The 26,735-nt window shown below is 54.7% G+C and carries 15 protein-coding genes and 1 pseudogene; 11 read left to right on the forward strand and 5 right to left on the reverse strand.

The genetic code is table 11. The annotated features are described in order from the left end of the window. Positions 1 to 140 precede the first annotated feature (140 nt). Positions 141 to 3,020 (forward strand): IPT/TIG domain-containing protein, encoded by a 2,880-nt coding sequence (locus ACYVHC_RS10815; protein ID WP_460613738.1) that lies wholly within the window; start codon positions 141 to 143, stop codon positions 3,018 to 3,020. A gap of 98 nt (positions 3,021 to 3,118) precedes the next feature. Next, positions 3,119 to 5,704: an erythromycin esterase family protein gene (locus tag ACYVHC_RS10820; RefSeq protein WP_460613739.1), complete on the forward strand. Its 2,586-nt coding sequence runs from the start codon at positions 3,119 to 3,121 to the stop codon at positions 5,702 to 5,704. 204 nt (positions 5,705 to 5,908) lie between these two features. Here ACYVHC_RS10820 and ACYVHC_RS10825 read toward each other — a convergent pair whose 3' ends face one another. After that, a complete protein-coding gene (locus tag ACYVHC_RS10825; protein ID WP_460613740.1) occupies positions 5,909 to 6,994 on the reverse strand; it encodes a lysylphosphatidylglycerol synthase transmembrane domain-containing protein in 1,086 nt (361 codons plus the stop codon). A 263-nt stretch (positions 6,995 to 7,257) separates the two neighbouring features. Between ACYVHC_RS10825 and dxs the strand changes: the two genes are divergently transcribed. From dxs to ACYVHC_RS10855, 6 genes and pseudogenes are all read left to right on the forward strand, one after another. Further along, positions 7,258 to 9,201 carry a 1-deoxy-D-xylulose-5-phosphate synthase gene (gene dxs, locus ACYVHC_RS10830; protein ID WP_460613741.1) on the forward strand — a complete coding sequence of 648 codons (1,944 nt, stop codon included), beginning with the start codon at positions 7,258 to 7,260 and terminating at the stop codon, positions 9,199 to 9,201. Between the two features lie 440 nt (positions 9,202 to 9,641). After that, positions 9,642 to 10,190 carry a YceI family protein gene (locus ACYVHC_RS10835; RefSeq protein ID WP_460613742.1) on the forward strand — a complete coding sequence of 183 codons (549 nt, stop codon included), beginning with the start codon at positions 9,642 to 9,644 and terminating at the stop codon, positions 10,188 to 10,190. A gap of 493 nt (positions 10,191 to 10,683) precedes the next feature. Further along, positions 10,684 to 12,210: a T9SS type A sorting domain-containing protein gene (locus tag ACYVHC_RS10840; RefSeq protein ID WP_460613743.1), complete on the forward strand. Its 1,527-nt coding sequence runs from the start codon at positions 10,684 to 10,686 to the stop codon at positions 12,208 to 12,210. 146 nt (positions 12,211 to 12,356) lie between these two features. Then, complete coding sequence (locus ACYVHC_RS10845) at positions 12,357 to 13,115, forward strand: alpha/beta fold hydrolase (protein WP_460613744.1); 759 nt, start codon at positions 12,357 to 12,359, stop codon at positions 13,113 to 13,115. An 865-nt stretch (positions 13,116 to 13,980) separates the two neighbouring features. Then, a pseudogene (locus tag ACYVHC_RS10850) lies at positions 13,981 to 15,018 on the forward strand (Ig-like domain-containing protein); the annotation flags it as partial. A 1,035-nt stretch (positions 15,019 to 16,053) separates the two neighbouring features. Beyond that, positions 16,054 to 16,905, forward strand: a complete 852-nt coding sequence (locus ACYVHC_RS10855; RefSeq protein WP_460614312.1) for a T9SS type A sorting domain-containing protein — start codon at positions 16,054 to 16,056, stop codon at positions 16,903 to 16,905. Between the two features lie 304 nt (positions 16,906 to 17,209). On the opposite strand, the gene ACYVHC_RS10860 is transcribed toward ACYVHC_RS10855, so the two are convergent. Both ACYVHC_RS10860 and ACYVHC_RS10865 read right to left on the reverse strand, forming a co-directional pair. Next, positions 17,210 to 18,349: a TonB family protein gene (locus ACYVHC_RS10860; protein WP_460613745.1), complete on the reverse strand. Its 1,140-nt coding sequence runs from the start codon at positions 18,347 to 18,349 to the stop codon at positions 17,210 to 17,212. 163 nt (positions 18,350 to 18,512) lie between these two features. Further along, positions 18,513 to 19,508: an aspartate-semialdehyde dehydrogenase gene (locus tag ACYVHC_RS10865; protein ID WP_460613746.1), complete on the reverse strand. Its 996-nt coding sequence runs from the start codon at positions 19,506 to 19,508 to the stop codon at positions 18,513 to 18,515. 171 nt (positions 19,509 to 19,679) lie between these two features. On the opposite strand from ACYVHC_RS10865, the gene ACYVHC_RS10870 reads away from it, so the two are divergent. From ACYVHC_RS10870 to ACYVHC_RS10880, 3 genes are all read left to right on the forward strand, one after another. Continuing rightward, the gene (locus ACYVHC_RS10870) at positions 19,680 to 22,289 is read left to right on the forward strand and encodes a lamin tail domain-containing protein (protein ID WP_460613747.1); all 2,610 of its coding nucleotides are present in this window, start codon (positions 19,680 to 19,682) and stop codon (positions 22,287 to 22,289) included. A 249-nt stretch (positions 22,290 to 22,538) separates the two neighbouring features. Then, entirely contained in the window at positions 22,539 to 22,922 is a 384-nt protein-coding gene (locus ACYVHC_RS10875) for an SPW repeat domain-containing protein (protein WP_460613748.1), read from the forward strand. A gap of 100 nt (positions 22,923 to 23,022) precedes the next feature. After that, a complete protein-coding gene (locus tag ACYVHC_RS10880) occupies positions 23,023 to 23,397 on the forward strand; it encodes a hypothetical protein (RefSeq protein ID WP_460613749.1) in 375 nt (124 codons plus the stop codon). A gap of 90 nt (positions 23,398 to 23,487) precedes the next feature. Here the strand turns inward: ACYVHC_RS10880 and ACYVHC_RS10885 are convergent, their stop codons facing one another. Together ACYVHC_RS10885 and ACYVHC_RS10890 are read right to left on the reverse strand one after the other, a co-directional pair. Further along, positions 23,488 to 24,348, reverse strand: coding sequence for a transporter (locus ACYVHC_RS10885; RefSeq protein WP_460613750.1), 861 nt, complete (start codon positions 24,346 to 24,348; stop codon positions 23,488 to 23,490). A 101-nt stretch (positions 24,349 to 24,449) separates the two neighbouring features. Further along, complete coding sequence (locus ACYVHC_RS10890; protein WP_460613751.1) at positions 24,450 to 26,717, reverse strand: TonB-dependent receptor; 2,268 nt, start codon at positions 26,715 to 26,717, stop codon at positions 24,450 to 24,452. Positions 26,718 to 26,735 lie beyond the last annotated feature (18 nt).

The raw sequence follows: 26,735 nt of genomic DNA on the forward strand, positions 1-26,735 counted from the left end.
TGGCTATAGGTGAACAGTAAGTACTGTCGAGGCATAAAATCTTGTACAGTGATGATTGGACAATTTTGATTTCATGTCGGTTAGGGGCGGGTAGTGCAGAGCACTGGCTAGCACGTTATAACTCCCACTAAACCTGGTATATGAAGTCCCAGACGTTGTTTACACGCCTTACCGTTCTGCTGCTTTTGTGGAGCAGCTTCAACAGCCAAGCCCAGACGACGACGACCGTCGTCAGTTACGATTTCAACAGCGGCACCAGCTTCAGCAGCATCTCGCCGACAGTGGCTACCGACGTCACTAGCTCCGTTTCCTCAACCGAGCCCTTCGTTACGTTCACGGGCACTGCCACTGGCTCAAGCGCCTTCACGGCGGGTACCGCTGGCCTGGCACTAGGTATGAACAACTCAGCCGGCACGAATACCCGGTATCTTGAATTTGTGCTTGGCGGAGCTAATCTGCCCAGCTATTTTGGCTATAAGCTTTATTACCAGCAGTACCACCCGTCCACGGGTGCCAGTACTATTACAGTAGCTTTCAGTGGTGATGGTGGGCGCACGTTTGAAACCGCAACACCCATAACCACTGGCAGCGGATTCTGGACCGAGCACCTGATTGACCTTTCAAGCCAAAGCAGCCTCAATAACAAAGCAGCGGTTGTGGTACGGCTACTAGTAAGTGGCGCGTCTGGCGTTGGCCCAGTTCGTATTGATAATTTTCAGGTGCAGGCTACTTCTCTGCTCAACCCCAAGCCCACACTTACAGCATTGGCGCCATCTAGTATAGCTGCCGGCAGCGGTGGGTTTACGTTGGCTGTTACGGGCAGTGGCTTCGGGGCAGGCAGCGTAGTGCGATTCAATGGCACAGAGCTGACTACTACGGTAGTAAGTGCTACGCAGCTTAGTGCCAGTGTGCCAGCTAGTGCGGTGGCAACGGCTGGCTCGTTTCCCGTCACGGTGTTCAATCCTGCGCCGGGCGGGGGCAGCTCCGAGAGCCGTACGTTCACGGTTACGCCAGTGGTACGTTGGGATGGTGGCGCCGGTACGAGCAGTTGGTTTGACGCACAAAACTGGGACAAAGATGCCCTACCTACCTCCAACGATGATGTACTGCTGGACCATACCAGCGTAGCCAAAAGCTATGCGGTGGTACTGGCGCCCGGCATAGCCGCTTCTGCCGTGGGTACACCTGCCGTTACGGTTCGCTCGTTGCGCGTAAACCCAGGGTCCGGCGACTCCATCTTCTTTGAAATTCCAGCCCTCAATACCAGCACTACGCCCCTCACGCTCACGCGCAGTGGCGCTACCGAAATTGCGCTGGCCATCCATGATAAAGGCGTGGTTACCAACTCCAGCGACCAGGGTGTTATTACTATTGAGAGTACCAGCCAAGTATTTTATATCTACAATGGTGGCACCTATCGGCACTATACTGACCGGCCGCATGCCGCCTTGGTACAGACGCTGGCTACCACAGCTGGCACCGAGGCCGGCACTTGGGAGTTTCGAGCCAAAAACCAGGCTAGTGCCACGCCGTCGTTGGCCGGCCGCACCTACCCGAACTTGGTGTTCCGCAACCGCCCGGGTCAGCCCTATACTTCCTATGGCGGAAGCGGGGCCAATCCGCTGACGATACGGGGCAACTTGATTGTAGGGGCTGCCGTGACGTTTGCCCCTGATCTGAACAGTGAGTTGCGGGTAGCCGGCGACATTGTAGTGCGAGGCAATTTCCGGTTTCAGCCCAGCCAAACAACTGCCGCAAAGTTGGTATTGAACGGCAGCAAGCCCCAACGCATCAGCGGTACGGCTTGGGGTAGCCCTACCAGTTCCAGCTATTTGGGGCCTAGCGTGCCGTTGCAGATCAACAACACCAGCACCGATGGCGTGACGCTTGCAACCCCCATCACCGTCAACAATATATTGCAACTGACCAGCGGCCGGCTCAATACCGACGCCACAGCTCTACTGACGCTGCTAAATCAACCTACGGGTGGCTCCGATAACAGCTTTGTAAGTGGGCCGGTAGCGCGGCAGACCAGTGGTGCGGCCAGCCTCACGTTTCCACTAGGCCGCCTGGATGCGCAAGGCCATACGTTCCGCCCCCTGACGCTCAACATTAGCAGCCTGAGCCGCGCCACCACGTTTGTGGCCACCCAAACCGAAGGTGGCTTCGCTGCTCAGCCGCTGGGTGCCGGCCTGAAGCGCATTAACAGCACGCGCTATTTTACCATCACGCCGGAGCCCGCCCTTACCGGCTCCGAAAATTTTGCCGCCACCGTCACGCTTAGCTTCGGGCCCGATGACAAAGTCACGAATCCGGAGGCAAGCACGCTGGTAGTAGCCCAGTACAACGGTACCGAATGGATTAGCGGCGGCCGCAGCAGCTACACCAGCTCCACCACTACTGATGCGTACGTATCGGGCACGCTTACCTCGGGCACCGTAGCGGCGCTGGGAGCTTTTACCCTCGGCAGTACCGACATTTCCGGCAGCCAGAACCCGCTGCCCGTAACCCTGCTCGGTTTCCGGGCTGAGCGCCAAAATGAAGGTGTGCGCCTGCACTGGACCACTGCCACGGAGCTAGCCAATGCCTATTTCCAGGTGCAGCGCAGCACCGATGGCCAGCACTTTGCCACCCTAACCACCCTAGCAGGACAGGGCACCAGCCAGACGGCGCACACCTATGCATGGTACGATGGCCTAGTACCGAGCGGGGCGCTGTACTATCGCCTGCGCCAGGTAGATGCCGATGGCACCAGCAACTTCTCTTCGGTGGTAGTGTTGCGCGCGGCCCCTGAGGCCATTACAGTGTATCCTAATCCGGTGCAAGGTCAGCTCGCTTTTCAAACGTCTGTGGCCAACGTGCCTTACCGGGTAGTGAACCTGTTCGGGCAAACCCTGCTGGATGGCAAGACGAGTGCGGGGGCCAATATGGTGGAGGTGCACCATCTGCCGGCGGGCGCCTACTATCTGCTGGTTGATGGAGCAGGCAAACCCGAGAGAAGCAAGTTTTATAAGCAGTAACCCGCCCCGCCTAAAAGCGAAATAGAGCATACCCTATATAAGCTGTACAGTTATGCCTAGCTTGTAGCGTTAGTGTAGCTCCATTCTATTTCTGCTGTATGTTTTTAGGTTTTCGGCTGGTATGTATTCTGTCTCTGTTCCTCTTATCTATAGCTGCCAGTAGAGCGCAAACGGCTTCTAACCTACCCAGTGGCCTAGTAACCCACCCCGTCCGCAGCATCAACCCCATTGACACCGACTTTCAGGACTTGGCGTTTCTGCGCCAGGAAATTGGCAGTGCGCGGGTCGTTATGCTTGGTGAGCCCACCCATGGCGTAGGCAATGCGACCGAGGCCCGCATTCGGGTGTTACGGTTCTTGAAAGAGCGGATGGGGTTTACTACCGTTGCATTTGAAAGCGGTTTCTACGCGCTTGATCGGGCCGAGCGGGAAATTCAGGCCGGCGCGCCGGTAGCGGCCGCAATTTCGGCATCGGTATATCCCGTCTGGACCGAAACGCAGGAATTTCAGGCTATCCTACCACTGCTGGGCAAAGGCGGAATGCGCGTGGCTGGCTTCGACTCGCAGGTGGGGTGGGGCAACGACGAGCTGCTAGAGGAATTGGAAGCTTTCCTGAAACTGGAAAAAGGGGCCGATGGCATTGCCTATGACTACCTTGACGAATGCCTGAGCACGATGGGGGAAACCAACATCTTTCCGCCCTCGCACCAAATTCTGTTGTTCACGGCGCAGCTCAATAAGGCCCGCAAGCTGCTCGAAAAAGTAGCTGCCGGCTCCGACGCCGCCCGCCGGGAACGAGCCAAGTTCTGGTTACAGAATCTGCGCAGCATCCGGGCACTGGCCCAGGACTATACCACCAATGACCCCGCTGCTAAAGACTCAGCCAGCTTTAAAGCTTCCGATAGCAATGCGCGTGATGCACAGATGGCCGATAACCTACTGTGGTACGTTCGCCAACATCCGCAGGAAAAAGTAGTGTGCCTAGGCGCCATTGGGCACTTAGCTAACAAAGTGGCCACGCTAGAAAATGCGGAGTTGCGCGAATTCAAGCCTATGGGCCAGACGGTGAGGGAAGCTTTGGGCCAGGATGCGGTGTACGTGCTGAGTACGGTGGCTGGTGGCGGTACGCACGGGTTTGGCTATTGGGGCAAGCACCAACCGGTTCCGGCTCCTGCGGCCGGCAGCCTGGAAGCTGAACTGCTGGCCCAAGGGCAGGAGTATAGCTTCGTTAGCCTGAAGCATGATGCGTCCGGTCGCCGGCTTACTACCTATGCCTTCGAGTTTATGCCCATTGCCGGCCATTGGAGTGAGGTGCTGGATGGAGTACTGTACTTGAAGTCAGTCAATCCGCCGCATGCAGCCGCAGCTATTGCCGGTGCGGAAGTGCCAGTTGAGCCCACTACGGCCACAATGCCCTCTGCCGGGCCACTGCGGCCAAACCCAGCCTTGCGTGTGTCAGCTAAAGCCGGCGCGGCGCTAACACTCAGCGGTACCATACTCGACCGTAAAACCGGTCAGCCCGTACCGTTTGCCACCGTGGCCATACCTAGTAGGAGTGCAGGCACCATCACCGATGCGCAGGGGCGTTTTCGGCTGGAAGCGCGTAGGGGCGAAACGGTGCAGGTGAGCAGCATTGGGTATGAGCCCACTACATGGGCGGCTCAGCCCGGTGGTGCCTTGGCCATGAAGCTGCAGCCCGCTGCTTTTGCGCTGGCTAATGTGCGTGTAAGCGCGCAGTCGCAGGACCCGAAGCGGATTATGAAAAAGGTGATTAAGGCTGCTGAAACCAATTATGAGCGGCAGGATTATGTGGCGCAGGCATACATACACCGCCGCAGCATCAGCTTTGATACCTTGAGCCAGGAGTTAGAATGCGTTGGCCAAGAATACGTGCCAGCCGGCTATAAGAACTGGGCGGGTGGTTTTCTGGGTATGGAGCCGTATCCATTGATCCGCTTGCAGCAGAAGCATGTGCTAGCTCCTGTGCCGGAGCCAAAAGGGATAGTAGGCAATGATGAGGGAGGGCACGGTTTTGCTGGAGGCTTCGACCCGGTGCGAATTTCACCGTTATTCAAAAGCAGCACGCTGGGCAAATACCAGCTGCACCTCGATACCATTGAACAGCGCGGAACGGAAACGGTGTATGTCATACGTTTTGCTGCCAAACGGGCCAACCACCGTACCACCGGCATGTATCTGGAAGGTGGCTATTCCGGAAAAGTATACATCCGGGAGCAGGACTACGCCGTGGTGCGCTACGAAGCGCTGTGGCAGGAGGATACGTTGAAATGGAACAGCATTGCGCGCAAATACTACGGTACCCGAAGCCCCATTTCGCGGCTGTACCAGGGTGTCTACTCTGAGCACCGCAAAGCGCACGTAGTAGTATACCAGAAGGCTCCTAGTGGCCGGTATTATGCTGCCTCCAGCGTGGCGCAGGCTTCGGCAGTTGGGCGCGTACTAGGCGCCGGATCCTTTCACAAGCAGAAAATCAACGAGGTGTATTTCTCCGCTCCCGTGCCGGTAGCCGCCACCGACATGCCGGATCAGAAAGTAAGCAAAGACATGCGCGGTGGCGGATTATGGCAACTATCTAAAGTTCCGTACCGCACGGAGTTCTGGCAAACCTACCAGCGCCCGGTGCCCGCTGAGCCAGCACCAGAGTTGAAAGCCGTGGCTCCCTAGGCCTCTTACAGCCCCCAACTTGCCTGCGCCCCGATAGGTGTATTTAAATTGCTAGGCGATGAAGACTAAGAAGCTGATTGTAGGGGATTGAGCCATCCCGTTATACCAAAAAACGTCCTGCTGAGCTTGTCGAAGCAAGGCGTTCTAGTATAGATAAAACAACTGGCTTACTCACCCTGCACTGCTTTCTAAGCAGTTTTTACACTAGGAGTGTATCACTTCTTCCACCTTGCGCTTGCCATAAATGCGGGTAATCCAGCGGGGCAAGAAGATGGCTCCGAGCATTAGGTAGAGGTAGTAGGTCAGCAGCCGGTACATCAGCACCATGAAGTTGGTCATGGTAGCGGTGCCGATGAATTTGCCGAAGAATGTGGGGAAGGCGCCTTCGGCAATGCCCGCGCCGCCGGGCGTAATGGCAATGAGCAGAATGACCTTATATGTAAGGTTGCGCCCGAAAATCAGCCAGAACTCCGGCCACGTTACATCAATAAACGCCGCAATCAGGCACCCGATAACCAAGTAGCGCGCCGTCCAGACGAAGGCTGTACTCACCGATGCCCTCACCCAATACGCGCGGCCATTGTTGCGCAGCTCCGCCGAGGCCAGCACCATTTCGTTGCCCATTTTATAGGCTTTGTTGCGCCAGCGCCGCAGCCCGCGCAAGGAAAACAGGCGCACCAGCAGCCGCTTCACCGCCTGCGGATTGATAAAAATAGCGTACAGCATCAGCAGCGCATACACCGTCACGAACACATAGCTCAGAATAAAGCCTACCCTCAATGTAGCCACCAACCCACCCTGCAGCGCCTCGTGCGGATACAGTGCGTCGCCGCCAATTAGCACTACCAGCGGCACGGCCAACACATAATACAGGTTATCGAGCATAGCCGTAGCCATGATATAGGCCACTGATTTACCCAGCGGAATACCTTCTTTGTGTAGCAGCACCGGCGCCACGGCGGTTCCGCCCACCGCGGAGGGTAGTACGCACGAAGAAAACTCCCAAAGCATAATCACGTCCAGAGCGGCCCGCCAGCTCAGTACTTTTTGGGTGAGGTAGCGGATGCGGTACACATAGCCGGCGTCGCGGGCTACAAGCACCACCAGCATCAGCAGCAGCCATGTGGGTTTGGCATTGGCCAGTGGAGCCAAGTCGCCGGGCTTATAGCTGCGCCAGAACATAAAGCCCACTACGCTCAACCCAATCAGCACCGGCAGGATAATCCGCGAAGGGCGGAGCTTATCCAACAGTTGCTGATCCTCGTTCTGGGTTTCCGTGAGCTGGGGCATACGATGGCAATAAGAGCGGGTGGGGGCGGGTAAAGGTACGGATTCGGGCAGGGGAGGATATTAAAGTAGGGTTAACGAAAATCGAGAGTGATAGTCCGCTCTATATAGGCACCCCGCAATTTCATAAGTACGGCATTAATCCGCTCCTCTGGAAAACCCGTAACTTTGTCTAATTGTAGGCAGCTGGAACCTAAGAAGGGTTAACCTTTCGGCCACCTAGCTGTTGCTTTGCTACTTATCTTTCTTTTCCTACCCCCTGCCACATGATTGTTGAACCTGGTGCCTTGCTGGCGGAAATTAATTCCCCCGACGACCTGAAAAAGCTCAGCCCGGAACAGTTGGTTCAGGTCAGCCAGGAGCTACGGCAGTTCATCATCGATTCCGTATCCATTTACGGCGGACACTTTGGCGCCTCGCTGGGGGTAGTAGAGCTGACGGTGGCGCTGCATTACGTGTTCAATACGCCTCACGATCAGCTGGTTTGGGACGTAGGACACCAGGCATACGGCCACAAAATCCTGACTGGCCGCCGCGACCGGTTCCCGACTAACCGCCGCTATCATGGCATGTCGGGCTTTCCCAAGCGCAGCGAAAGTGAGTATGACGCCTTTGGCGTTGGCCACAGCAGCACCAGCATTGGCGCCGCACTGGGCATGGCCGTGGCCTCCGACTACAAAAAGGAGTTCGACCGCCAGCACATTGCCGTAATTGGTGATGGTGCCATGACGGCCGGTATGGCCTTCGAGGCCCTGAACCACGCCGGCGTTGAAAAATCGAACCTACTGGTTATCCTCAATGACAACTGCATGAGCATTGACCCCAACGTGGGCGCGCTCAAAGAATACCTCACCGACATCACTACCTCCCGTACCTATAATAAGGTGCGCGACGAGCTGTGGAATGTGCTGGGCAAGCTCAGCAAGTTCGGCCCCAACCCTCAGCAAATTGCCCGCAAGGTGGAGTCGGCCATGAAGGCTACCCTGCTTAAGCAGAGCAACCTGTTTGAAGCCCTAAACTTCCGCTACTTCGGCCCCGTGGATGGCCACGATGTGCAGCACCTTGCTACCATCCTCAACGACCTGAAGAGCATCCCTGGGCCTAAAATCCTGCATTGCGTAACGGTGAAGGGCAAAGGCTATGCCCTGGCCGAAAAGGACCAGACGCTGTGGCACGCCCCTGGCCTCTTCGATAAGGTAACGGGCGAAATCCATAAGAAAACCTACGATAAGCCCCAGCCGCCCAAGTACCAGGACGTGTTCGGCGAGACTATTGTAGAGCTAGCTGAGCAGAACGATAAAATCATGGGCGTGACGCCGGCTATGCCCTCGGGCTCGTCGCTGAACATCATGATGAAAGCCATGCCTACCCGCGCTTTCGATGTGGGCATTGCCGAGCAGCACGCCGTGACGTTCTCGGCGGGCTTGGCCACGCAGGGCTTGGTACCCTTCTGCAATATTTACTCCTCATTCATGCAGCGCGCCTACGACCAGGTAGTGCACGATGTAGCCCTACAGAACCTGCACGTGGTGTTCTGCCTCGACCGCGCCGGTTTCGCCGGTGCTGATGGCCCCACCCACCACGGCTGCTACGATTTGGCTTATATGCGCTGCATTCCGAATATGGTGGTTTCGGCCCCCATGGATGAAGAAGAGCTGCGCAACCTGATGTACACGGCTACCCTACCCGAAAATGCTGGTCCGTTTAGCATTCGCTACCCGCGTGGCGAAGGTGTAATGCCCGAATGGCGTAAACCGCTCAGGAAGCTCACCATTGGCACCGGCCGTGTGGTGCGTGAGGGCGAAGGCGTGGCGGTACTCAGCATTGGTCACATCGGCAACTACGCCGTGAAGGCTACCCAGCAGCTTGTGGCCGAAGGGCTTAACCCTGGCCACTACGATATGCGCTTCTGCAAGCCGCTGGATGAGGAAATGCTCCACACTATTGCCCGCCGGTACAAAGCCATCGTCACGGTGGAGGATGGCTGCGTGCAAGGTGGCTTTGGCACCGCTGTGCTGGAATTCTTCGCCGACCACGGCTATGCCTTGCCCGTGCGGCGGTTGGGCATCCCAGATAGAGTAGTAGAGCACGGCACGCAGGATGAACTCTATAAGGAGTGTGGCTTCGACGCCACTGGCATTGCGCAGGCCCTACGCGAAATGGCCGGCAGCGTAATTGCCAACAAGCCCAAAGAAACAGTGCTGCTCTAAGTCATCAAGTACTTTTTGCCCCTGAAGCCGAAGTAGCCACCGCTGCTTCGGCTTCAGTGCTTTTAGCTACCTAGGGAAGGAGTGTAAACAGCAAGCAACCATAAGCTTTCGTGCCTTCGACCTTTCATGCTGAGCTTGTCGACGCATCTTGCGTGCTGACGTTATAATGATAACTGACATCCTGAGTGTAGTCGAAGCATCTCGCCTTCATCGTTGCGCTGCATTACTAGCCTAGCTACGCGAGATGCTTAAAGCCTAGTCTTGATGCGGCACAGGCACAACAGGACGTTTTTTACTAGCTGTTCACACAGGCAAGGGAACAAAAAAATATTTATTCATGTAGGTACATCAATTAAAATAATGTCTCTACATTTGTTCCGGATTCAGCGGCGCAACTGCTCCAGAGTCTTCCCGTGTCATCAACAGCAAAACGTACTACCATGGCTACTACTAACTGGGCAATTGACCCCACCCACTCCGAAGTGCAGTTTAAAATCAAGCACTTGGTAATTTCAACCGTTACCGGCTCATTCAAAAAGTTTGAAGGCCAGGCCGTAACTGAAAACGACAGCTTTGAAAATGCCCAGATTCGCTTCGCGCTGGACGTGAGCAGCATCGACACCAATCAGGAGCAGCGCGATGAACACTTGCGCAACAACGACTTCTTCGACGCCGCTACCTACCCCCAAATCACGTTTGTATCGACCTCACTGACCAAGAAGAGCGACGACGAATACAAGCTGACTGGCAACATGACCATCAAGGACGTGACCAAGCCAATTACCCTCGATGTAGAATACGGCGGCGTGGCTACCGATTTCTACGGTAACGAAAAGGCTGGCTTTGAAATCAGCGGCAAAATCAACCGCAAAGAGTTTGGTCTGACTTTCCACGCTGTAACCGAAGCCGGCTCCATCGTCCTCGGCGACGACGTGAAGCTCTCGGCCAGCGTGCAGCTAGTAAAGCAGAAAGAAGAAGTAGCTGCGTAAGCAACAGCGCGATTAGACCAGTATCAGGAAGCCCCGCCACGTAAGTGGCGGGGCTTTTTTATGTCTGTGGCGTAGCTGTATCAGCTACGCCAGTTGCTGTAACACTACCATAACACGGCGCTAAATAGCGCTCATCTCATAGTTGGCCTGTAGGTAGGTACAAGGGTGAAGCCAGGTGTTGGCGAGATAAGTTACCGCGTAATACAGGTAATTTCTCCAATAGTTAGATGGTCTACAGCAAGTCTTAACTAGGACTGGAACAAGAGCTCGGAGCCAGAATAATCCGCAGTAACTACATAGGTGGTCATAAGGAGTTTGGCAAGTAGGATAAATGCCTGAATATCTGATAGAAATATTAATATAACAGTATTGATATATATAAAAAGAAGCTCAACATAACCAGCCATGCCCCGTAAGCGCCAACTCTTCTCGTGTACTACACCTTGTAAGCCTGGCGACAACAAAACCGGCTTCTGCATCCCAATAAAAAGAAATGAAATTTCTATACCCAGTGCTAGGCTCTTTCGCCTTACTTTTTTCCGGTGCTGTTACTAATAGCTACGGGCAGGGCAACAATGACAATGGCAGCAGTAACTGCTCGGGTCAGTTTGAGATTACGTACCCATCCGGATCGGGTACGTTCACCGAACGAATCAACAACGGCTCAGGAGACCAGTTCACCGACTATTGCCCTACCGGCGCACCTACTGCTTCGCAACTGATAGTTACGCCGCTGTCTAATAGCAAAGCCATTCTTTACCGCGGCAGTGGTACGGATACTGTACGTGTTTCTAAACAGTTCATCGCGGCCGGTACAACCTATACGTTTGCAGTGCCCATTACCTCGACCAACACCACGTACACGCTGCGTAACGATATCGTCTGCAACAACCCCAAAACCAACATCTTCACCATTGATTTGCGGCCTACGCTTACCATTGTTGCTTCTGTTGATGGCCGTCCAGTAGCCGGTGCGGTTTGCCCTGGCACCAACGTCACCCTCACCGCAGCCGGAGCCACTGCTGATGCTATTTATTACCTGCGCAACTCCAACAGCGCTACCATCCTAGACCAGAATACAACGGGTATTTTCCAGGTGACGCCAACTACTTCATCTACGTACTCCATCACTACCAACACGCCAACGTGCGGTACGGCCGATGTAGTGCAGCAGATTGTGGTGAATACCAACAACATTAGCCTCAGCTCTAACGATGCCGACAACAGTACCAATGGTACGGTACCGGTGACCCTCACGGCAACAGGAGGCACTGCCGGTACCTATACCTGGACGGCCTTTAGCGCAGGCATCACAACAACTATTGCCTCCACTAGCTCTTCCATTGTGCAGACGCCAACCCGTACTACCCAGTACACGGTAAGTGGCAATACGGCCATGGGAAACTGCGCCAGTGCTGCTACGCTTACCATCATAGTGAACGGGTTGCCGCTTCCGGTGGAGCTTATCAGCTTTGAAGCCACCTGGAAGGGCAACAGCCCAACCCTGACCTGGGCTACGGCCTCTGAGAAGAACAATGCCTACTTTGACGTTGAGCGTAGCCGTGACGGAGTACATGCCTTTGAGGTAGTGGGCCGGAAAGCCGGTGTAGGTGCTTCCCTCACACTCACCCGATACCAGTTCACTGATGCCAGCGTTTCTGCTACTGCGGGTACTGTGTACTACCGGTTGCGGCAAGTAGATGCGGATGGTACTTCAAGCTATTCAGAAGTACGGGCGGTGCAGGCCGCTGCGGTAGCCCGGGCATTTAAGGCAGAAGTATTTCCTAATCCCTTTGAGGACGTAGTTTCTGTTCGCTTTGCCACGCTGGGCGCCGGTGCGGTTACGCTCACAGCACATGATGTAATGGGCCAGGTACGATTAACCCAAACCGTCACGTATGCTGGCTCGGGAACTCAAGAAGTTACCCTGCCCCAAATGGCTGGCTTGCCCACCGGCGTTTATTACCTGACCATCCGCCAAGGTAATCAACAGCAAGTTGTGAAAATAAGCCACCGCTAGCGCACGTTACTAGCTATTGTATAGAAGCAAAGCCCCAGGCCGCAAGGTCTGGGGCTTTTTGTTTGCCCAAACTATAGTCAGCAGTGAGCATTCTTCCGATAGAGTACCTTTACCCAATATCTGCCTTGGTACTTACCTCCGTCACGATGACTCCACAACCGACTATCCTCTTCCTACATGGCTTTGCTGAGTCACGCGAGGTCTGGACTGAATTCACCCGTGAGTTTCCCGAGCAATACCGCCTGCTTACGCTGAACCTATTAGGCCACGGCACCAACGTACACGACATCCGGGACTACTCCATGGAAGCTCAGGCTCGCTACGTGGCCGAGCAGCTTCGGCAAAAAAACGTGGAGCAGGCGCTGCTCGTGTGCCACAGCATGGGCGGCTACGTAGCCCTGGCCTTCGCGGAGCGCTACCCCGAAATGGTAGCCGGACTGGTGCTATTCCATTCTACAGCGCTTCCCGATACGGAGGAGAAAAAAGCCAACCGCGACAAGAACAAGGACTTTGTGCGCCGGCATGGGGTAGAGAAGTTCATGGAGTCGTTTATTCGTCCCTTGTTTGCGCCTGCTAACCGGGAGAGCATGCTGGAGCAGCGTGAGTTTCTGGAAGACATCGGCCGCTCTACCCCGCAAGCCACAGTAGTAGGAGCACTAGAGGCCATGAAAAACCGCCCCGACCGCACCCATGTGCTAAAAGACGCCCGGTTCCCAGTACTGTTCATTGCTGGCAAGGACGATGTAGCTGTGCCCACTGAAAGCCTGCTACCCCAACTGGCACTACCAAACCAAAGCCACGCCCTATTCCTTAGCAACGTGGGCCACCTCGGCTATTTCGAGGAGCCAGACCTGACGCGCCTCGCCATCATCAACTTTGCGGCAGTCGTGTTTGAAGGGCAGTAGGGAAGAGGTCGTTTGGGTTTCTCTCAAAGCTAATATGCTCTCTAGTTAACTGGTAAAGCAAAACTGTTGTGATACGATCAGCGGTATTTATGGTTAATATAATATTTATTTAATATTGTATGAAATTTATTTATAATATAACTTTTAATATTTTACGTGGGCGGATTTGTTCATATAGAACTGTATTTTCTTAATACAACAGCAATTAATTATGTGAATTCAAGGGGGTTGATATAAACTTTAAGTTTAATCTCTAAATTTACGCGGTTGAGTTAAAATTGTAGGGAATCAACACCTGAGCAAAAGGGCCTTGGTCTTTAGACTCATTGCTTGATTCTCTTTCAAATGTAAGCACAACCACAAGCGAGGCAATCCGTGCCAAGCCAACATCCTCTTTTGATCGGCGAATGTTCGCCGCTTGACGATGAACGTTGACTTTTTTAAAGAGAGTAGGCTAGTTACGAGCGTCGCCGGCAGTCCCGATTTCTTAGAAATACTTTAGCCAAGCATCGAAGCTGGAGTATGAGTCTTTTCAAATAGTTTACATATGAAAAATCTGTACAAACTGTTGAGTTGCTTCGCGCTTCTCTTATTTCTGATGCCATTCACTAGTAATGGACAAGGGTGTGATAACAAGGTGACTGTGAATGCAGGCGGCTTAGGTGTAAGATCAAAGCCTGGAAGCACAGGAATTGCTACTTATGACTACTGCCCAGATGGTGGAACCAATGGTGTTACTATCAGTGGATCTAGCTCTACACCTGGAACAGCATTGGTTTGGAGAGCTACTTCAGGTGGCACGACAGTTATTGTGCCTTCTACTAGCTCTACTACCAGTAATGGTACATACAGTTCCATCACTGTAATGCCCTCTGCTAGCACTACTTATACATTGACTAGCAATGCTAGTGCTGTATGTAATGGCAACAATACAACTTCTGACGCTTCAGTAGTAATTGCCCCAAGTCTTAGTGTTACGGCTTCCTCTTCGCTGATTTGTGCAGGTGGCTCGACTACCTTAACAGCAACGGGTTCTACCTCTGGCCAATATACGTGGTCTGGCCCCGGTATTACCACGGTTACCAACTCAGGTACCTTGACGGTAAACCCTTCGGTTACGACAACTTATACAGTTACGGCTACTACAGTTGAATGCGGCGCTACTACGCAGCAATTTACTGTCAATGTAAAAGCACTTACTATTTCGCCAGCTGCTCCAGTGATTTGCTCCGGTCAGTCGGTTTTGCTTACTGCTAACTACACTGGCACATCGGTATCCACCTATAAGTGGGAAAACGTGAATACTGGTGCTGTACTGTCCTCAGTGACTGCTAGCGCAACGGTTAATCCAACTACAACCACAACTTACCGAGTTACGGCTACTAGCTCAGATTGCGGCACGCTTACTCAATTAGTAACAGTGACGGTTGGAACTGCCACGATTGGCATATCACCTGATGTTACTATCTGTTCGGGTTCCAGCGCTACGCTCACTGCTACTTCTAACAACCCCAACACCACGTTTGCTTGGTCGCCATCAGGAACTCTGAATACGGCATCAGGTGCAACAGTAGTAGCTTCACCAACTAACACTACTACTTATACAGTTACCGCTACTACCTGTGGAACAACTCAAACCCGTACGGTAGTAGTGACTGTAGTTCCTACACCTACATTCAATACTATCCCTAATACGGCAGTATGCGCTGGTAGCTCTACTACGCTCACGGCAACCTCTAACATCTCGGGGGCAACATATCAGTGGTATGACCTATCTACTACAGCGTCTTCTACTATCGTTGTTTCTACTAACGCATCACTAACAGTAACTCCAGCTGTTACAACAACCTATCGTGTGGTAACAACGACCTCTTGCGGGACCAATACGAAGGATATTATTGTGACTGTGAACCCAGTGCCAACTATTACGGCTATTACTGGTGCGCCCACTGCTGCCATTTGCGCAGGCTCAAGTACTAATTTAACCACTACTGGCACCAACGTTTCAACTTACTCTTGGACGTACCGGATTGGAACAGGTGCTGCAACTACTTTCGGAGGAACAGGTGCTACGGCTAGTTTCACTGCTCCCACTGTATCAGCACAGACGGTGTATACTATCACCGTGGTAGGTACTAGCAGTTCTGGCTGCGTCTCTACTTCTCAGACAACGACGATAACGGTCAACCCCACGCCGAGCCTGACGGCTATTACCGGTACGCCGGCTGCTGCGGTTTGCGCTGGATCAAGCACGGCCTTGGCCACCACGGGTACTAACGTTACCACTTACGCCTGGACCTATCGAGTTGGTGCGGGCACACCTACCACTTTTGGTACTAACTCGCCATCGGCTAGCTTTGTAGCCCCCACGGTTACTTCGCCAACTACCTTTACTATTACGGTAACGGGTAGCAACACTAACGGCTGCACATCTGCTGTTCGCACAGTCGACATCACTGTGAATCCTCAGCCTGCTATTACATCCATCACAGGTGCTTCTTCAGCTTGCTCGGGGTCTAGTGCTACACTCACTGCTGTTGGCACTAACGTAACGAACTACGTCTGGACCTATCAAACTAATGTAAGCAATCCAACGACTTTCGGTAGCAATTCGGCATCGGTATCCTTTGTCGCTCCTGCAGTATCATCGCCGACAGTTTACTACATTACGGTAACAGGTACTAATGGCTGCACTCCTGCTACCCGCACGTTCAACATCACGGTCAATCCTTTGCCTACAGTTGCCGCTTCGGCTGCATTTCCACGCATTTGCACGGGGTCTTCTACGGCGCTGAACGCTACCGGAGCGACCTCATATACTTGGACTGGCGGTAATTTACCTGCCAACACCACAGGTGCGTCTATCAATGTTTCGCCTACCACCACCACCACCTACACTGTAACGGGCACCAACGGCAACTGTACAAACACAGCCACTGTGGTTGTTACTGTTGACAACCCAATCACATTGAGCTCCAACATTGCGGGTAACAGCATGACGACAAGCGGTCCGGTAACACTTACCGCAGGGGGGGGCAACTCTGGTCCTTACACGTGGGTTGCTTATGACGGCTACACTACTACTACTTTAGCATCAAACACGGCAACGGCAACGCATACGCCTATCCGGACCACTCGGTATACTGCTACCATTCCTGCTGGCAACACTACCTGCTCCAATACTGCGCAATTGCTCATCACGATTGGTGGACGGCCTCTGCCCGTTGAGCTGATCAGCTTTAATGCAGCTTGGACTGGCAAAGCAACTAAGCTCACGTGGGCAACTGCTTCCGAGAAGAACAGTGCTTACTTCAGCATTGAGCGCAGCATTGATGGCAGTGCTACCTTCCAGGCTATTGGTAAACAAACCGCTGCCGGAACCAGTACTTCGCAACTCAACTACCAGTTCCTGGACAACAATGTGCCTTATACCGCAACTGGCACGGTGTACTACCGCTTGCGTCAGGTTGACTTGACGGGTGAGGCTAGCTACTCTGAGGTACGGACGGTGCAGGTAAGCGCAACGGCAAATGCATTCAACGCAACCGTATTCCCGAACCCATACGAGGAAACTGTAAAAGTGCAGTTCACTACGTTGGGCGCCGGCGCTGTTACGCTAACGGTGCATGATGTAGTAGGCAAGACGTTGCTCAACAAGACGACGACCTATACAGCTGTTGGTACTCAGGAACTGAGCCTGCCACAGGCTGCTACTTGGCCAACAGGGGTATACTACCTCACCATTCGTCAGGGCAACCAGCAGCAGGTTGTGAAGATTAACCACCGCTAGGCCGCCTAGTCTTCTAGCGTAAAAAAAGCCCCGACCAAGTAGGTCGGGGCTTTTTGCTTTTATCTATCAGGCAGATGCCTAAGACAGGCTAACTATCGTGTGGATGCTCAGAGTTTCTTAGCCGGTGAAGATGATGGGGGCGTTCCCATCGAATGCCTGCTACCCCAACTAGCATTACTAACCCAATGCCACGCCCTACTCCTAAGTGATGTGGACCATCCCAGCTACTTTGAGGAACGGGACCTGACACACTACGTTGTAGTCAATGTTGCAGTGGTGGTGTTTGAGGACTAAAAACTTAAAATTAGTTGCGGGAGAATGTCATTGGCAAAAGGTAGCCGGCTCGTACGGTTCGGCCATGATGTTGGGCTGGGATAAAGACCGGTAAACTACGGACCACGCGCAAGGCTTCTGCATCTAAAGCAGGATGTACAGATTGTAATACCTCTGGGTTTTCTACTTCACCTAGCTTGTTGATAACAAAGTACAGCAACACCTCGCCCTCCGCCTTTTCCTTCCAAGCTGCCGACGGATACTTGGTTTTGCTGGCTATGAAGCGTACCAATGCTTCTTCGCCTCCGAAGAACTCGGGCATTTTATCTACAAGCTGATACACAGTATCGGCGGCGGACTGTAGCTGGTAGTTTACGATAGCCACATTATGGCTAAGCAGAGGCTTTTTGTCTAAGGTGCTTGGCTGCCATGAGGCTAATGTCTTAACTGTAGCTTCGGCAGCAGTAAGTAAGCTAGGGTGCAACGGATGCAAAGCTGGTCGTTGATGGAGCTTACGTTGCATTTCAGCACTAAGAGGCTGCATAGCCTTAACGTTCGTTGCTTGCCCGGTTGTATCTATATCAAAAAGCACCACTACGCGGCCTTCTACCTTTGCAGCCTGTGCCTCAGCGGGATACGTTGGGAAGTACAGTCGTGCATTCAGCTCCTCCGCAGTGCCTTGGTACTGAGCACTCTTGAAAACGACTTCGGGAGCCTCTGTGAATGTACCGTTAGGAGCACCTTTGCGGGCTGGGCCGGCAATTCGAAATGTAACGGGCAAGCTGAAGGCCACGGGCACCGCCCGGCCGGTCTGCCTGCCCGGATGCCAGCTTGGCATTTCTTGTACGACACGCAAAGCCTCCTTGTCTAAGGCCGGATGAGCGCTTCTCAACACCCGGATATTATCCAGGCGCCCGTCAGCTCGCACCGTAAACCCTACCAGTACGGTACCCTGAGCGCGTTCCATGATGGCTTGGCCCGGATACTTTATGCGGGAGGCAACGTAGCGTAGCGCATCCTCCGCATGTTCACCGAACAGCGGCATTTGCTCAACATACGTGTAAGGGAGCTGCGCCTCTGATGTGCCGGCATAGGTTGAGTCTGTGGCCTGGGCTAGTACTTTGGAAGTGAAGCTTCCGATAATAAATAACACTAGTAGAGTTGTTCTCATACGCCTGGGAAGGATAAATGCTGCTTATAAGATAGATCCGCAAGATACAGACCTGGAGAGCTGTAGAGCCGGTGAGACCAGTAAACTTTACAGAGAAAGCCCCTACCGAAACAGCTAGTGTTTCCGGTAGGGGCTTTTTACTAGGTCGCTAACTATGTGAAACCTACTTGAGCAGGCCCATTTCGAGCATTTTCTCAGCAATCTGGACGGCGTTGGTGGCGGCCCCTTTGCGCAGATTGTCGGCCACTACCCACATATTAAGGGTGCGGGGCTGAGTTTCGTCGCGGCGCAAGCGGCCGACGAGTACAGCGTCTTTACCGTGCGCATCTTTGGGCATGGGGTAGATGTTGTTTTTCACGTCATCTACCAGCTCCACGCCTTCGGTATGGCGCAGGATTTCGCGCACTTCGGCTAGGTCGAATTCGCGGGCAAACTCCACATTCACGGCTTCGGAGTGGCCACCCATTACGGGGATACGCACGGTGGTAGCGGTTACGCGGATGGAGTCGTCGCCGAAGATTTTCTTGGTTTCCTTTACCATCTTCATCTCCTCCTTGGTGTAGCCGTTGTCCTCAAACACATCAATGTGGGGCAGCACGTTCAGGTCGATGCGGTGGGGGTAGGCGGGGTTGCTAGGCTCCTGGCCGGCACGCTCTTCCAGCAGCTGATCAACGGCCTTTTTGCCGGTGCCCGTTACGCTCTGGTAGGTGCTGACCACAATGCGCTGCACCTGGTACGCTTCGTGCAGCTTGTTTAGGGCCACTACCATCTGGATGGTAGAGCAGTTTGGGTTAGCAATAATCTTGTCTTCGGCGGTCAGCTCTTTGGCGTTGATTTCGGGCACCACCAGCTTTTTGGTGGGGTCCATGCGCCAGGCCGAGGAGTTATCGATTACTACGGTGCCCACTTCGGCAAAGCGTGGGGCCTCTTCCTTGGAGATAGAGCCGCCCGCCGAGAAAATGGCTACCGCCGGCCGCGCCGCAATGGCGTCGTCCATGCTCACCACTTTGTACTTTTTACCCTTAAACTCGATTTCCTGCCCCACCGATTTCGCGGAAGCAACGGGCAATAGCTCGGTTACCGGGAAGTTACGCTCGGCCAATACTTTCAACATTTCGCCTCCGACCAGGCCGGTGGCACCTACTACGGCTACTTTCATGGAGTGTAAGGGTTTGTCGGAAGCAAAGGTACATTAGGAATGGTGGTTATATTTCACTTAGGCGCTATAGTAGAAAAGTTATAGCTCAGCAGTGGTACTGGTGCATGCTCAACTGTAGTAACTCTGTTTTATACAAACAGTACTCTATGTGTTGACTAAGCTCTAACCTGCGTGAAAAACCTGCTGCTTTTAGCACTTTGGCTCTGGGCTGTGCCCGCGGCGGCCCAGCTGACCGATACCTTCCCAGACGGCGACTTCACGCAGCAACCAACCTGGACGGGCGATACTGCCGACTTTCAGGTAAACGCGGCGCGGCAGCTCCAAACCAAGGGCCCCGCCGTTACGGGCAGTACGCTGCACCTAATTACACCCTGCACTGCTACTACCGGCACTAGCTGGGAATTTTGGGCAAACCTCAAGCTAGCAACCAGTGGCGGCAACTACGCCGATGTATGGCTGATGGCCGACCAGCCTACACTAGGTGCCAGCGGCACCAAAGGCTACTTCGTGCGCCTGGGTGGTACTCCCGATGAGGTAGCGCTGTTTCGGAAAGATGCCACTGGCAGCCCTGTGTATGTTATCAATGGCCAGGATGCTACTCTGCGCTCTACCAACAACCTAGTGCGGGTACGCGTGACACGCTCCGTAGACAACCTCTGGACCCTGGAGCGTGACCTCACCGGTGGTACTGCTTTTGCGCAGGAGGGCACCGCTACCGATGCCACCTACCAGCGCAGCGCCTATTTTGGTGTGTTTGTAATGTACTCAGCCGCCAACAGCAACGCCTTTTTCTTTGATGATATACAGGTGCGAGACGCCACGGCCCCCGTGTTAGTGCAGGCGAATGTGAAAAGCGCCCGCCAGCTAGATGTGGTCTTTAATGAAGCTGTAGCCTCGTCGCAGCAGGTGGCTAATTACCAGGTTGTGGCCCCGAGTGCACCTAGTGTGACAGCCGCCCAGCTAGATGCCACGGACCCTACGTTGGTGCATCTTTCCTTATCCTCTGATTTGCCACTAGGCTCCCTCAGGCTGGAAGCGCGCAACATAACCGATCTGTTTGGCAATGAGGCTGCCGTAGCGCTTTCCGCCACGTTTCAGAATGTGGGGTTTTCCGTGGCACCTGCTCTGAATCAGCTGCTTATCACGGAAATTCTCGCCGATGAACTGCCCACTGTGGGGTTACCGGCTTCTGAGTTTGTGGAAATTCACAACCCATCAGGTACGGCGGTGCTCGATTTGGCGGGTGTACGCCTACTGAAACCAGGTAGCAACGGAAATCAGGCGGTATTTCCGGCCGGTGCGGTGCTACTGCCCGGCGAGTATGCAGTAGTGTGTGGCAGTACCCGCGCGGCGCAGTTCGCGGCCTACGGCAAGGTGTTCGGCCTAGCAAACTTCCCCAGCCTCAACAATGCCGCCGACCAACTGGTGCTACGAGACAAAGACGGCCGCACCCTGTTTGAAGTCAGCTATGCCGATACCTGGTACCAAGACGCACGCAAGAAAGACGGCGGCTGGACGCTGGAAATGCTGGACGAAACCAACCCGTGCGCAGGTGCCAACAATTGGCGGGCCAGCACTGATCCTAGCGGCGGTACGCCCAGCCGGGCTAACTCCGTGCGTACCACTAACCCCGACCGCACGGCCCCCGTTTTGCTGCGTGCCCTCGCTCTGCAACCTACCCTAGTGCGGCTCTATTTTGGCGAGAAGCTGGATAGCGCCGCGGCAGCTACTATAGCGCACTATATGCTTACGCCGGCCACTACCATCCTGAAGGCTGTGCCCCTTGGCCCCGATTTCCGGCAGGTAGAACTTACGCTGGCTGCGCCACTAGATGTTAATCAGCCTGTAACCGTCACGGTGCAACGTGCCACCGACTGCGTAGGCAATGCCAGCGGCCCCATTTCCTCCACCCGCTTCGCTGTGCCGGCTCCGGTAGCGGCCGGCGACGTAGTGATTAATGAAGTCCTCTTCAACCCGCGGGTAGGCGGAGTTGATTTTGTGGAGCTGCTGAACCGCTCCGGCAACTACCTAGATGTGCAGGGGTGGCAGCTGGCCAGCCAAACCTCCGATGGCTCCGTGCAAACAGAGCCCATCAGTGCTGAGCCCGTGCTGCTCCCGCCCGGCGGGTTTCTTGCCCTCACTACGCAGCCTGAGGTGCTGCAACGACACTACCCGACCAGTACTTCCCCCGCTAACCTGCTAAAGCTGCCAGCGCTACCTACCTTTCCCGATGATGTCGGCGTGGTGTTCCTGCTGGATGCCCAGGGCCGCCAGCTCGACCGCTACGCTTATTCCGAAAAGCACCACCTGAAGCTCCTGGATGATGTAAACGGCGTGTCGTTGGAACGTATTCGGGCAGATGGCCCTAGTGAGCCGGTCAACTTTCATTCGGCAGCTAGCACCGTGGGTTATGCCACGCCCGGCCGCGCCAACTCGCAACAGCAGCCTGACCCCGCCGACGCTGGCTTCCTCACGGTAGCGCCCGAGCTGTTCACGCCCGATGACGACGGCCAACAAGACTTCACTACTCTCAGCTACCAGTTGGATGCGCCCGGCTACCTAGGCTCCGTCACGGTTTATGATGCGCAAGGCCGCCTGGCCCGCCGGTTAGCTCGCAACGAAACGCTGCCTACCAAAGGCTTCTGGCAGTGGGACGGTCTCACCGACCAAGGCCGCAAAGCTGCTGTAGGCTACTACGTACTATTGGTAGAGCTATTTCAACCCAACGGAGGCCGCAAGCAGGAGTACCGCAAAACCGTAGTGGTAGGAGCCCGCATCTGAACCAGCATACATACTTCGGCAAGCGTTGCGCTGTACCTTTTTGCCGCCGCCTTCTGTGCTTGATTGCTAGCTGATTACACCTCTTCTGCCCGATTGAGCTGAGCATTCCTGCGCTGTGTTTCAAGCCGTTACCGAGAATTGCTCGGCAGGAAAAATCCAATGAAAGATTATGTAAAAGGTTGCACCTCAACAATATCCTTTGAAAAATAGGAGCGTAAAAAAGGCAGTTGTCCTTTTAAACTCCTAGCTATGAAAGTTATATCACCTCGCATGCACGGCATGCTCGACTACGGTACCATTGCCATTTTTGCTTTGGCTCCCACGCTCTTCCACTTCGCTGGTCCTTATGCCACGGCGTGCTATGTGCTGGCAGCTGGCTACTTGCTGATTACGCTCATGACCGATTTTCCGATGGGCGTAATTCGTATGATTCCGTTTCCAATACACGGTGGCTTAGAGCTGATAAGTGGTCTGGCGCTGTTGGCAGCTCCCTTCATCTTCGGTTTTCACGATGATAACACGGTCGCGCGTAATTTCTTCATGATCATGGGCGTGGTGTTCCTGGGTGCTTGGATGCTCACTGACTGGCGCGCCGATACCCGCACGCACAACAACATGATGCCCCAGCACTAAGCTGGCCAGTATTTCTGCCGAAAAGAGCTCGATAGTCTCTGCTGTCGGGCTCTTTTAGCGAGACAGCTACACGTTTACTTCACCCATACTCTTTTCCAATATGAAGATCCTCTCATCGACGGCCCACGGCTTTGTAGATATCGCCTTTATCACGGTGCTGACCATGGCCCCCATCATGTTCGACTTGGAGCCGGCCGTTGATACGGCTTGTTTCGTGCTGGCCGGAGGCTATTTGCTTATCACGTTGCTCACTGATTTCCGGCTTGGGTTATTCAAGCTGATTCCGTTTCCGGTACATGGTATGCTCGATTTGCTCACGGGCCTGGCGTTGCTGGCTGCGCCCTTTCTGTTTCATTTTGAGGCGGGTAGCGCCGAGCGAAATCTGTCGTGGGCGCTAGGGGCGGTTTCGGTCGTAACCTGGTTTATCACCGACTGGAAAAGCCGTACGCGCAGCATGATGACCGACCAAGGCTAGTTCATAGCTCTGTTATTGGCAACGCAAAGCGCCCGGAACTCCGCAAGGAATGCCTGGCGCTTTGGTGTACTATAGGGGCTAGTAAAGTGGCTAGCGTCGGTACGTGAAGCCGATGAAAAACTCGCGGTCTGATTCTCTGTTTAGCGCCAAATGAGCGCCTAGGTCAACCTGCAGGTTTTCGTTTAGGCTGAAGATGGGAGCGAAGTTCAGGGAAGAGCGCCAGTTGCGGCTTTGGGCATCCCATTGCGTAACGCCTTCTACCAGAAAGCTGAATACGTCGTTGAACTCATGATCCAACGCGACGGAGGGCATCATTCGGACGTAGTGCTTGCCCTGCTCCCGGTCGTAGTTCAGGTCCGATTCAATCTGGAGGTCTAGGTTATACTTGTGAGGCAGCTCGATGTTCACGGGCAAAATCAGGCCACCTTCCATGGCCCCGCTTCCGGCTTTGCCACCAGTTGGCAGGCGCGTATAGGCCACTATAGCTATGGCAACCGGGCCATCCTGGTCGTCGCCAATGAAGTTGTGCTTTAGGCGCAGGGCCACGTCGCCGAAGCCTGCCTCGCGCTGCCAGTCGGCGTCTTCCGTTTCTCGCTCTTTCGCAACTTTATACAGCGGCACTTCCAACTGCACATCGGTTCGGCGGCTTAGGCCTAGTTTCAGGGTAGTGTAGGCCGCTTTCCACTCCCGGCTTCTTGACACGCCCTCGTGGGTGTTAATGAGACGCAGCGCATCGGTTTCTAGCTGAAAGTGGCCAGCATCAACGGTAAACGGGCTTTCTGTTACGCCGGGGCGGTCGGGCCGCAGGGGGCGCAGCTGGTTGCGCGGTACGGGCTTGAACAGATTGAAATGGGCCGAGTCGTAGGGACAGGTTTTGGGCTTTTCCTGGGCTAGGGCCACAGGCCCCGAAGCCAGGAGGCTCATCAGAGCCACGTAACGTAAAACAGACATAGGAGTGAGGGGAGAAAAGAGTGCGGTGCCCCTCATACGCATGCTAGCAGGCAATAGGTGCTAAGGCTGAGCCTAGAAAAAACAACTTCTTGTCATGCAGTTCATAATGCGTAGCGCACGCCCAAAAACAGCCGCCGGCCCTGCAACGGCGCGAAGTTGTAGCTGGTATCGAAGGTGTAGCCCTGGGGGTTATCTACCCCCACATTTTTGTCAAACGGATCGAAGGGGCGCAGCAAAGCATGGCGGGGCAGGAAGTTGAATATGTTTTTGAGGCCCCCGTACAGCTCTAGCCCTTCCTTCAGCTTGCGGGTTGCCTGCACGTTCTGGAGGGCAAACCACGGCGAGCGGCTGGGGCGGAAATCATTCGGGAAAACGGGCAGGGCCATGGGGCTGCTCACCTGGCCGGTATAGTCGAGGCTGAGGCCTAGGCGCTCCAAGGCGTAACTCACGGCCCAGGTACCCGAGAAGGGTGGCGAGTGAAACTGTGCCAGCCGCTGGGTTGGACCGCCTTCCTGTGGGCGCTCTTTCCGGAACACATCCAACACGGTTACGCCCACCATCAGCTTCAGGGGCCGGCTAAACACTAGGTCCGTATTGAGCGTGAACCCCCGACTCACGGCATACCCGTTCAGGTTACGGTACACAATTTGGTTGGGGTCGGTGTCGTAGTCGGGGCTGATTTTGTTGGTGAAGTAGGTGTAGAACACGCTGCCATCGAGGGTAAGCGTGCCGCCGCTCGGGAGCTGGAAAAAGCGGTTGTAGTTGACGTTCACGTTCCAGCTGCGCTCCGGCTTCAGGGCCTCAGGCACTACTACCTGCCGTGCCCCTGTGAGGGCGGCGTGGTCTTCCGTGAACAAGTTCACTACCCTGTAGCCGTTGCCCAACCCTACCCGCCACACGCGGCTGCCATCGGGTAGGCCCCACTTGTAGTTCAGGCGCGGACTCAGGATACTACCGTGACGGGAGTTATAGTCGTAGCGCAGGCCGGCCAGCAAGGTGGCGTCGGGCGTAAGGCGCCACTCATCCTGCACGAATGCCCCAGGCAGCTGTATCAAATCAGGAGCATTGCGGGGCGCATCTTGGGAGGAAGTAGCCGTAGCGGGCGTGTTGTCGTCGTACCAAGTGGTGCGGTAGGTAGCGCCGGCCAGCAGGTTGTGCCGAATGCTGAGCTCCTTAGCCCACGTTAGTTGCCCGAACCCTACACGCTGCAAGGCTCGGTACAAAGTAGTGCCGTAGGCTGAGTTCTGGTGGTGCTGATTGAAAGTGCCACTCAGCATCAGTTTCTGGCCACGCACCGGCAGTTGGTATTGGCCCAGCAGCTCGTAGCGGCTGGTGTACACGCTTTCCCCATACACGCTATCAAGGCCGCGGTGCTCCGGGCTCCAGTTGAGCTGGCCTCCGAAACGGTCTTCATAATAATAGCGGCCGGCTACGTTGGCCACGCGCTGCTCGGGCCGCGCCCAGGTCCATTTGTTGAACACCGAGACGCGCTTCTGAATGGGCACATCCGTGAAGCCGTCGTCGTTCACGTCGCGGCGCTGGTTGTAGTGGTAGAGGCTGGTGCTGAGCAGGGTAGAGGCTTCCCCGACTTTTCGCGCTACCCCCAGGTCTAGGTTTACATCGCGGTGCGAGGTGCCAAACAGGTCGGCGGAAAAGCGCGGTGCTTTCGCTGGGTTTTTGGTAATGACGTTGATCAGGCCGCCCACTGCTTCAGAGCCATACAGCGTGGAGGCTGGTCCTTTCACTACCTCCACACGCTCAATCAGGCTGCTCGGGATGCCACTCAGGCCATACACGGTGCTCAGGGAGCTTACCAGCGGCATGCCATCAATGAGCACCATCGTGTAGGGCCCTTCCAGCCCGTTGATATGGATGTCGCCGGTGCCGCATACGTTGCAGTTGAGCTGGGGCCGCACCCCGTTTATCATCGCTAGGTTCTCAAACAAACACACCGCAGGGTTTTTCCGAAACAGCTTCGGCGAATACAGCTCCACCGCCACCGGCGACTCGCTGCGGATCACCTCATTCAGCGTGCCGCTTACTACTACGTCGCCTAAAGCATTGGCGCCGGGGTTTAGGCTGAGGTTGAGGGTAGTGGTTTGCCCCGCTGATACGGTTACGCTGCGCTCCGTAGGTAGCAGCCCCACGGCGCTGCCCACCAAGCGTTGGTTGCCGGCTGGCACTTTTTCCAGTACAAAGCTGCCGTGCTCATTGGCCGTGGTGCCAAGGGTAGTGCCTTTGAGCCCGATGCTGGCAAACGGCACCTCCTTGCCCTCGGAGCGCACGACTCCCCGCACCGTTCCGAGCGACTGCGCCGCGGCCGTAAAGCTGCTTATCCAGAAGAGAATCCAAATGCAGAGTTGTTTCATATTAGGAAAGGCTGCTAA

Source organism: Hymenobacter seoulensis, assembly GCF_054780535.1.

Coding starts and splice junctions, on each gene's coding strand:
- ACYVHC_RS10820 (WP_460613739.1), top strand. CDS start 3,119: ATGTTTTTAGGTTTTCGGCTGGTATGTATTCTGTCTCTGTTCCTCTTA.
- ACYVHC_RS10840 (WP_460613743.1), top strand. CDS start 10,684: ATGAAATTTCTATACCCAGTGCTAGGCTCTTTCGCCTTACTTTTTTCC.
- ACYVHC_RS10825 (WP_460613740.1), bottom strand. CDS start 6,994: ATGCCCCAGCTCACGGAAACCCAGAACGAGGATCAGCAACTGTTGGAT.
- ACYVHC_RS10815 (WP_460613738.1), top strand. CDS start 141: ATGAAGTCCCAGACGTTGTTTACACGCCTTACCGTTCTGCTGCTTTTG.
- ACYVHC_RS10860 (WP_460613745.1), bottom strand. CDS start 18,349: ATGAGAACAACTCTACTAGTGTTATTTATTATCGGAAGCTTCACTTCC.
- ACYVHC_RS10885 (WP_460613750.1), bottom strand. CDS start 24,348: ATGTCTGTTTTACGTTACGTGGCTCTGATGAGCCTCCTGGCTTCGGGG.
- ACYVHC_RS10880 (WP_460613749.1), top strand. CDS start 23,023: ATGAAGATCCTCTCATCGACGGCCCACGGCTTTGTAGATATCGCCTTT.
- ACYVHC_RS10890 (WP_460613751.1), bottom strand. CDS start 26,717: ATGAAACAACTCTGCATTTGGATTCTCTTCTGGATAAGCAGCTTTACG.
- dxs (WP_460613741.1), top strand. CDS start 7,258: ATGATTGTTGAACCTGGTGCCTTGCTGGCGGAAATTAATTCCCCCGAC.
- ACYVHC_RS10865 (WP_460613746.1), bottom strand. CDS start 19,508: ATGAAAGTAGCCGTAGTAGGTGCCACCGGCCTGGTCGGAGGCGAAATG.
- ACYVHC_RS10875 (WP_460613748.1), top strand. CDS start 22,539: ATGAAAGTTATATCACCTCGCATGCACGGCATGCTCGACTACGGTACC.
- ACYVHC_RS10835 (WP_460613742.1), top strand. CDS start 9,642: ATGGCTACTACTAACTGGGCAATTGACCCCACCCACTCCGAAGTGCAG.
- ACYVHC_RS10845 (WP_460613744.1), top strand. CDS start 12,357: ATGACTCCACAACCGACTATCCTCTTCCTACATGGCTTTGCTGAGTCA.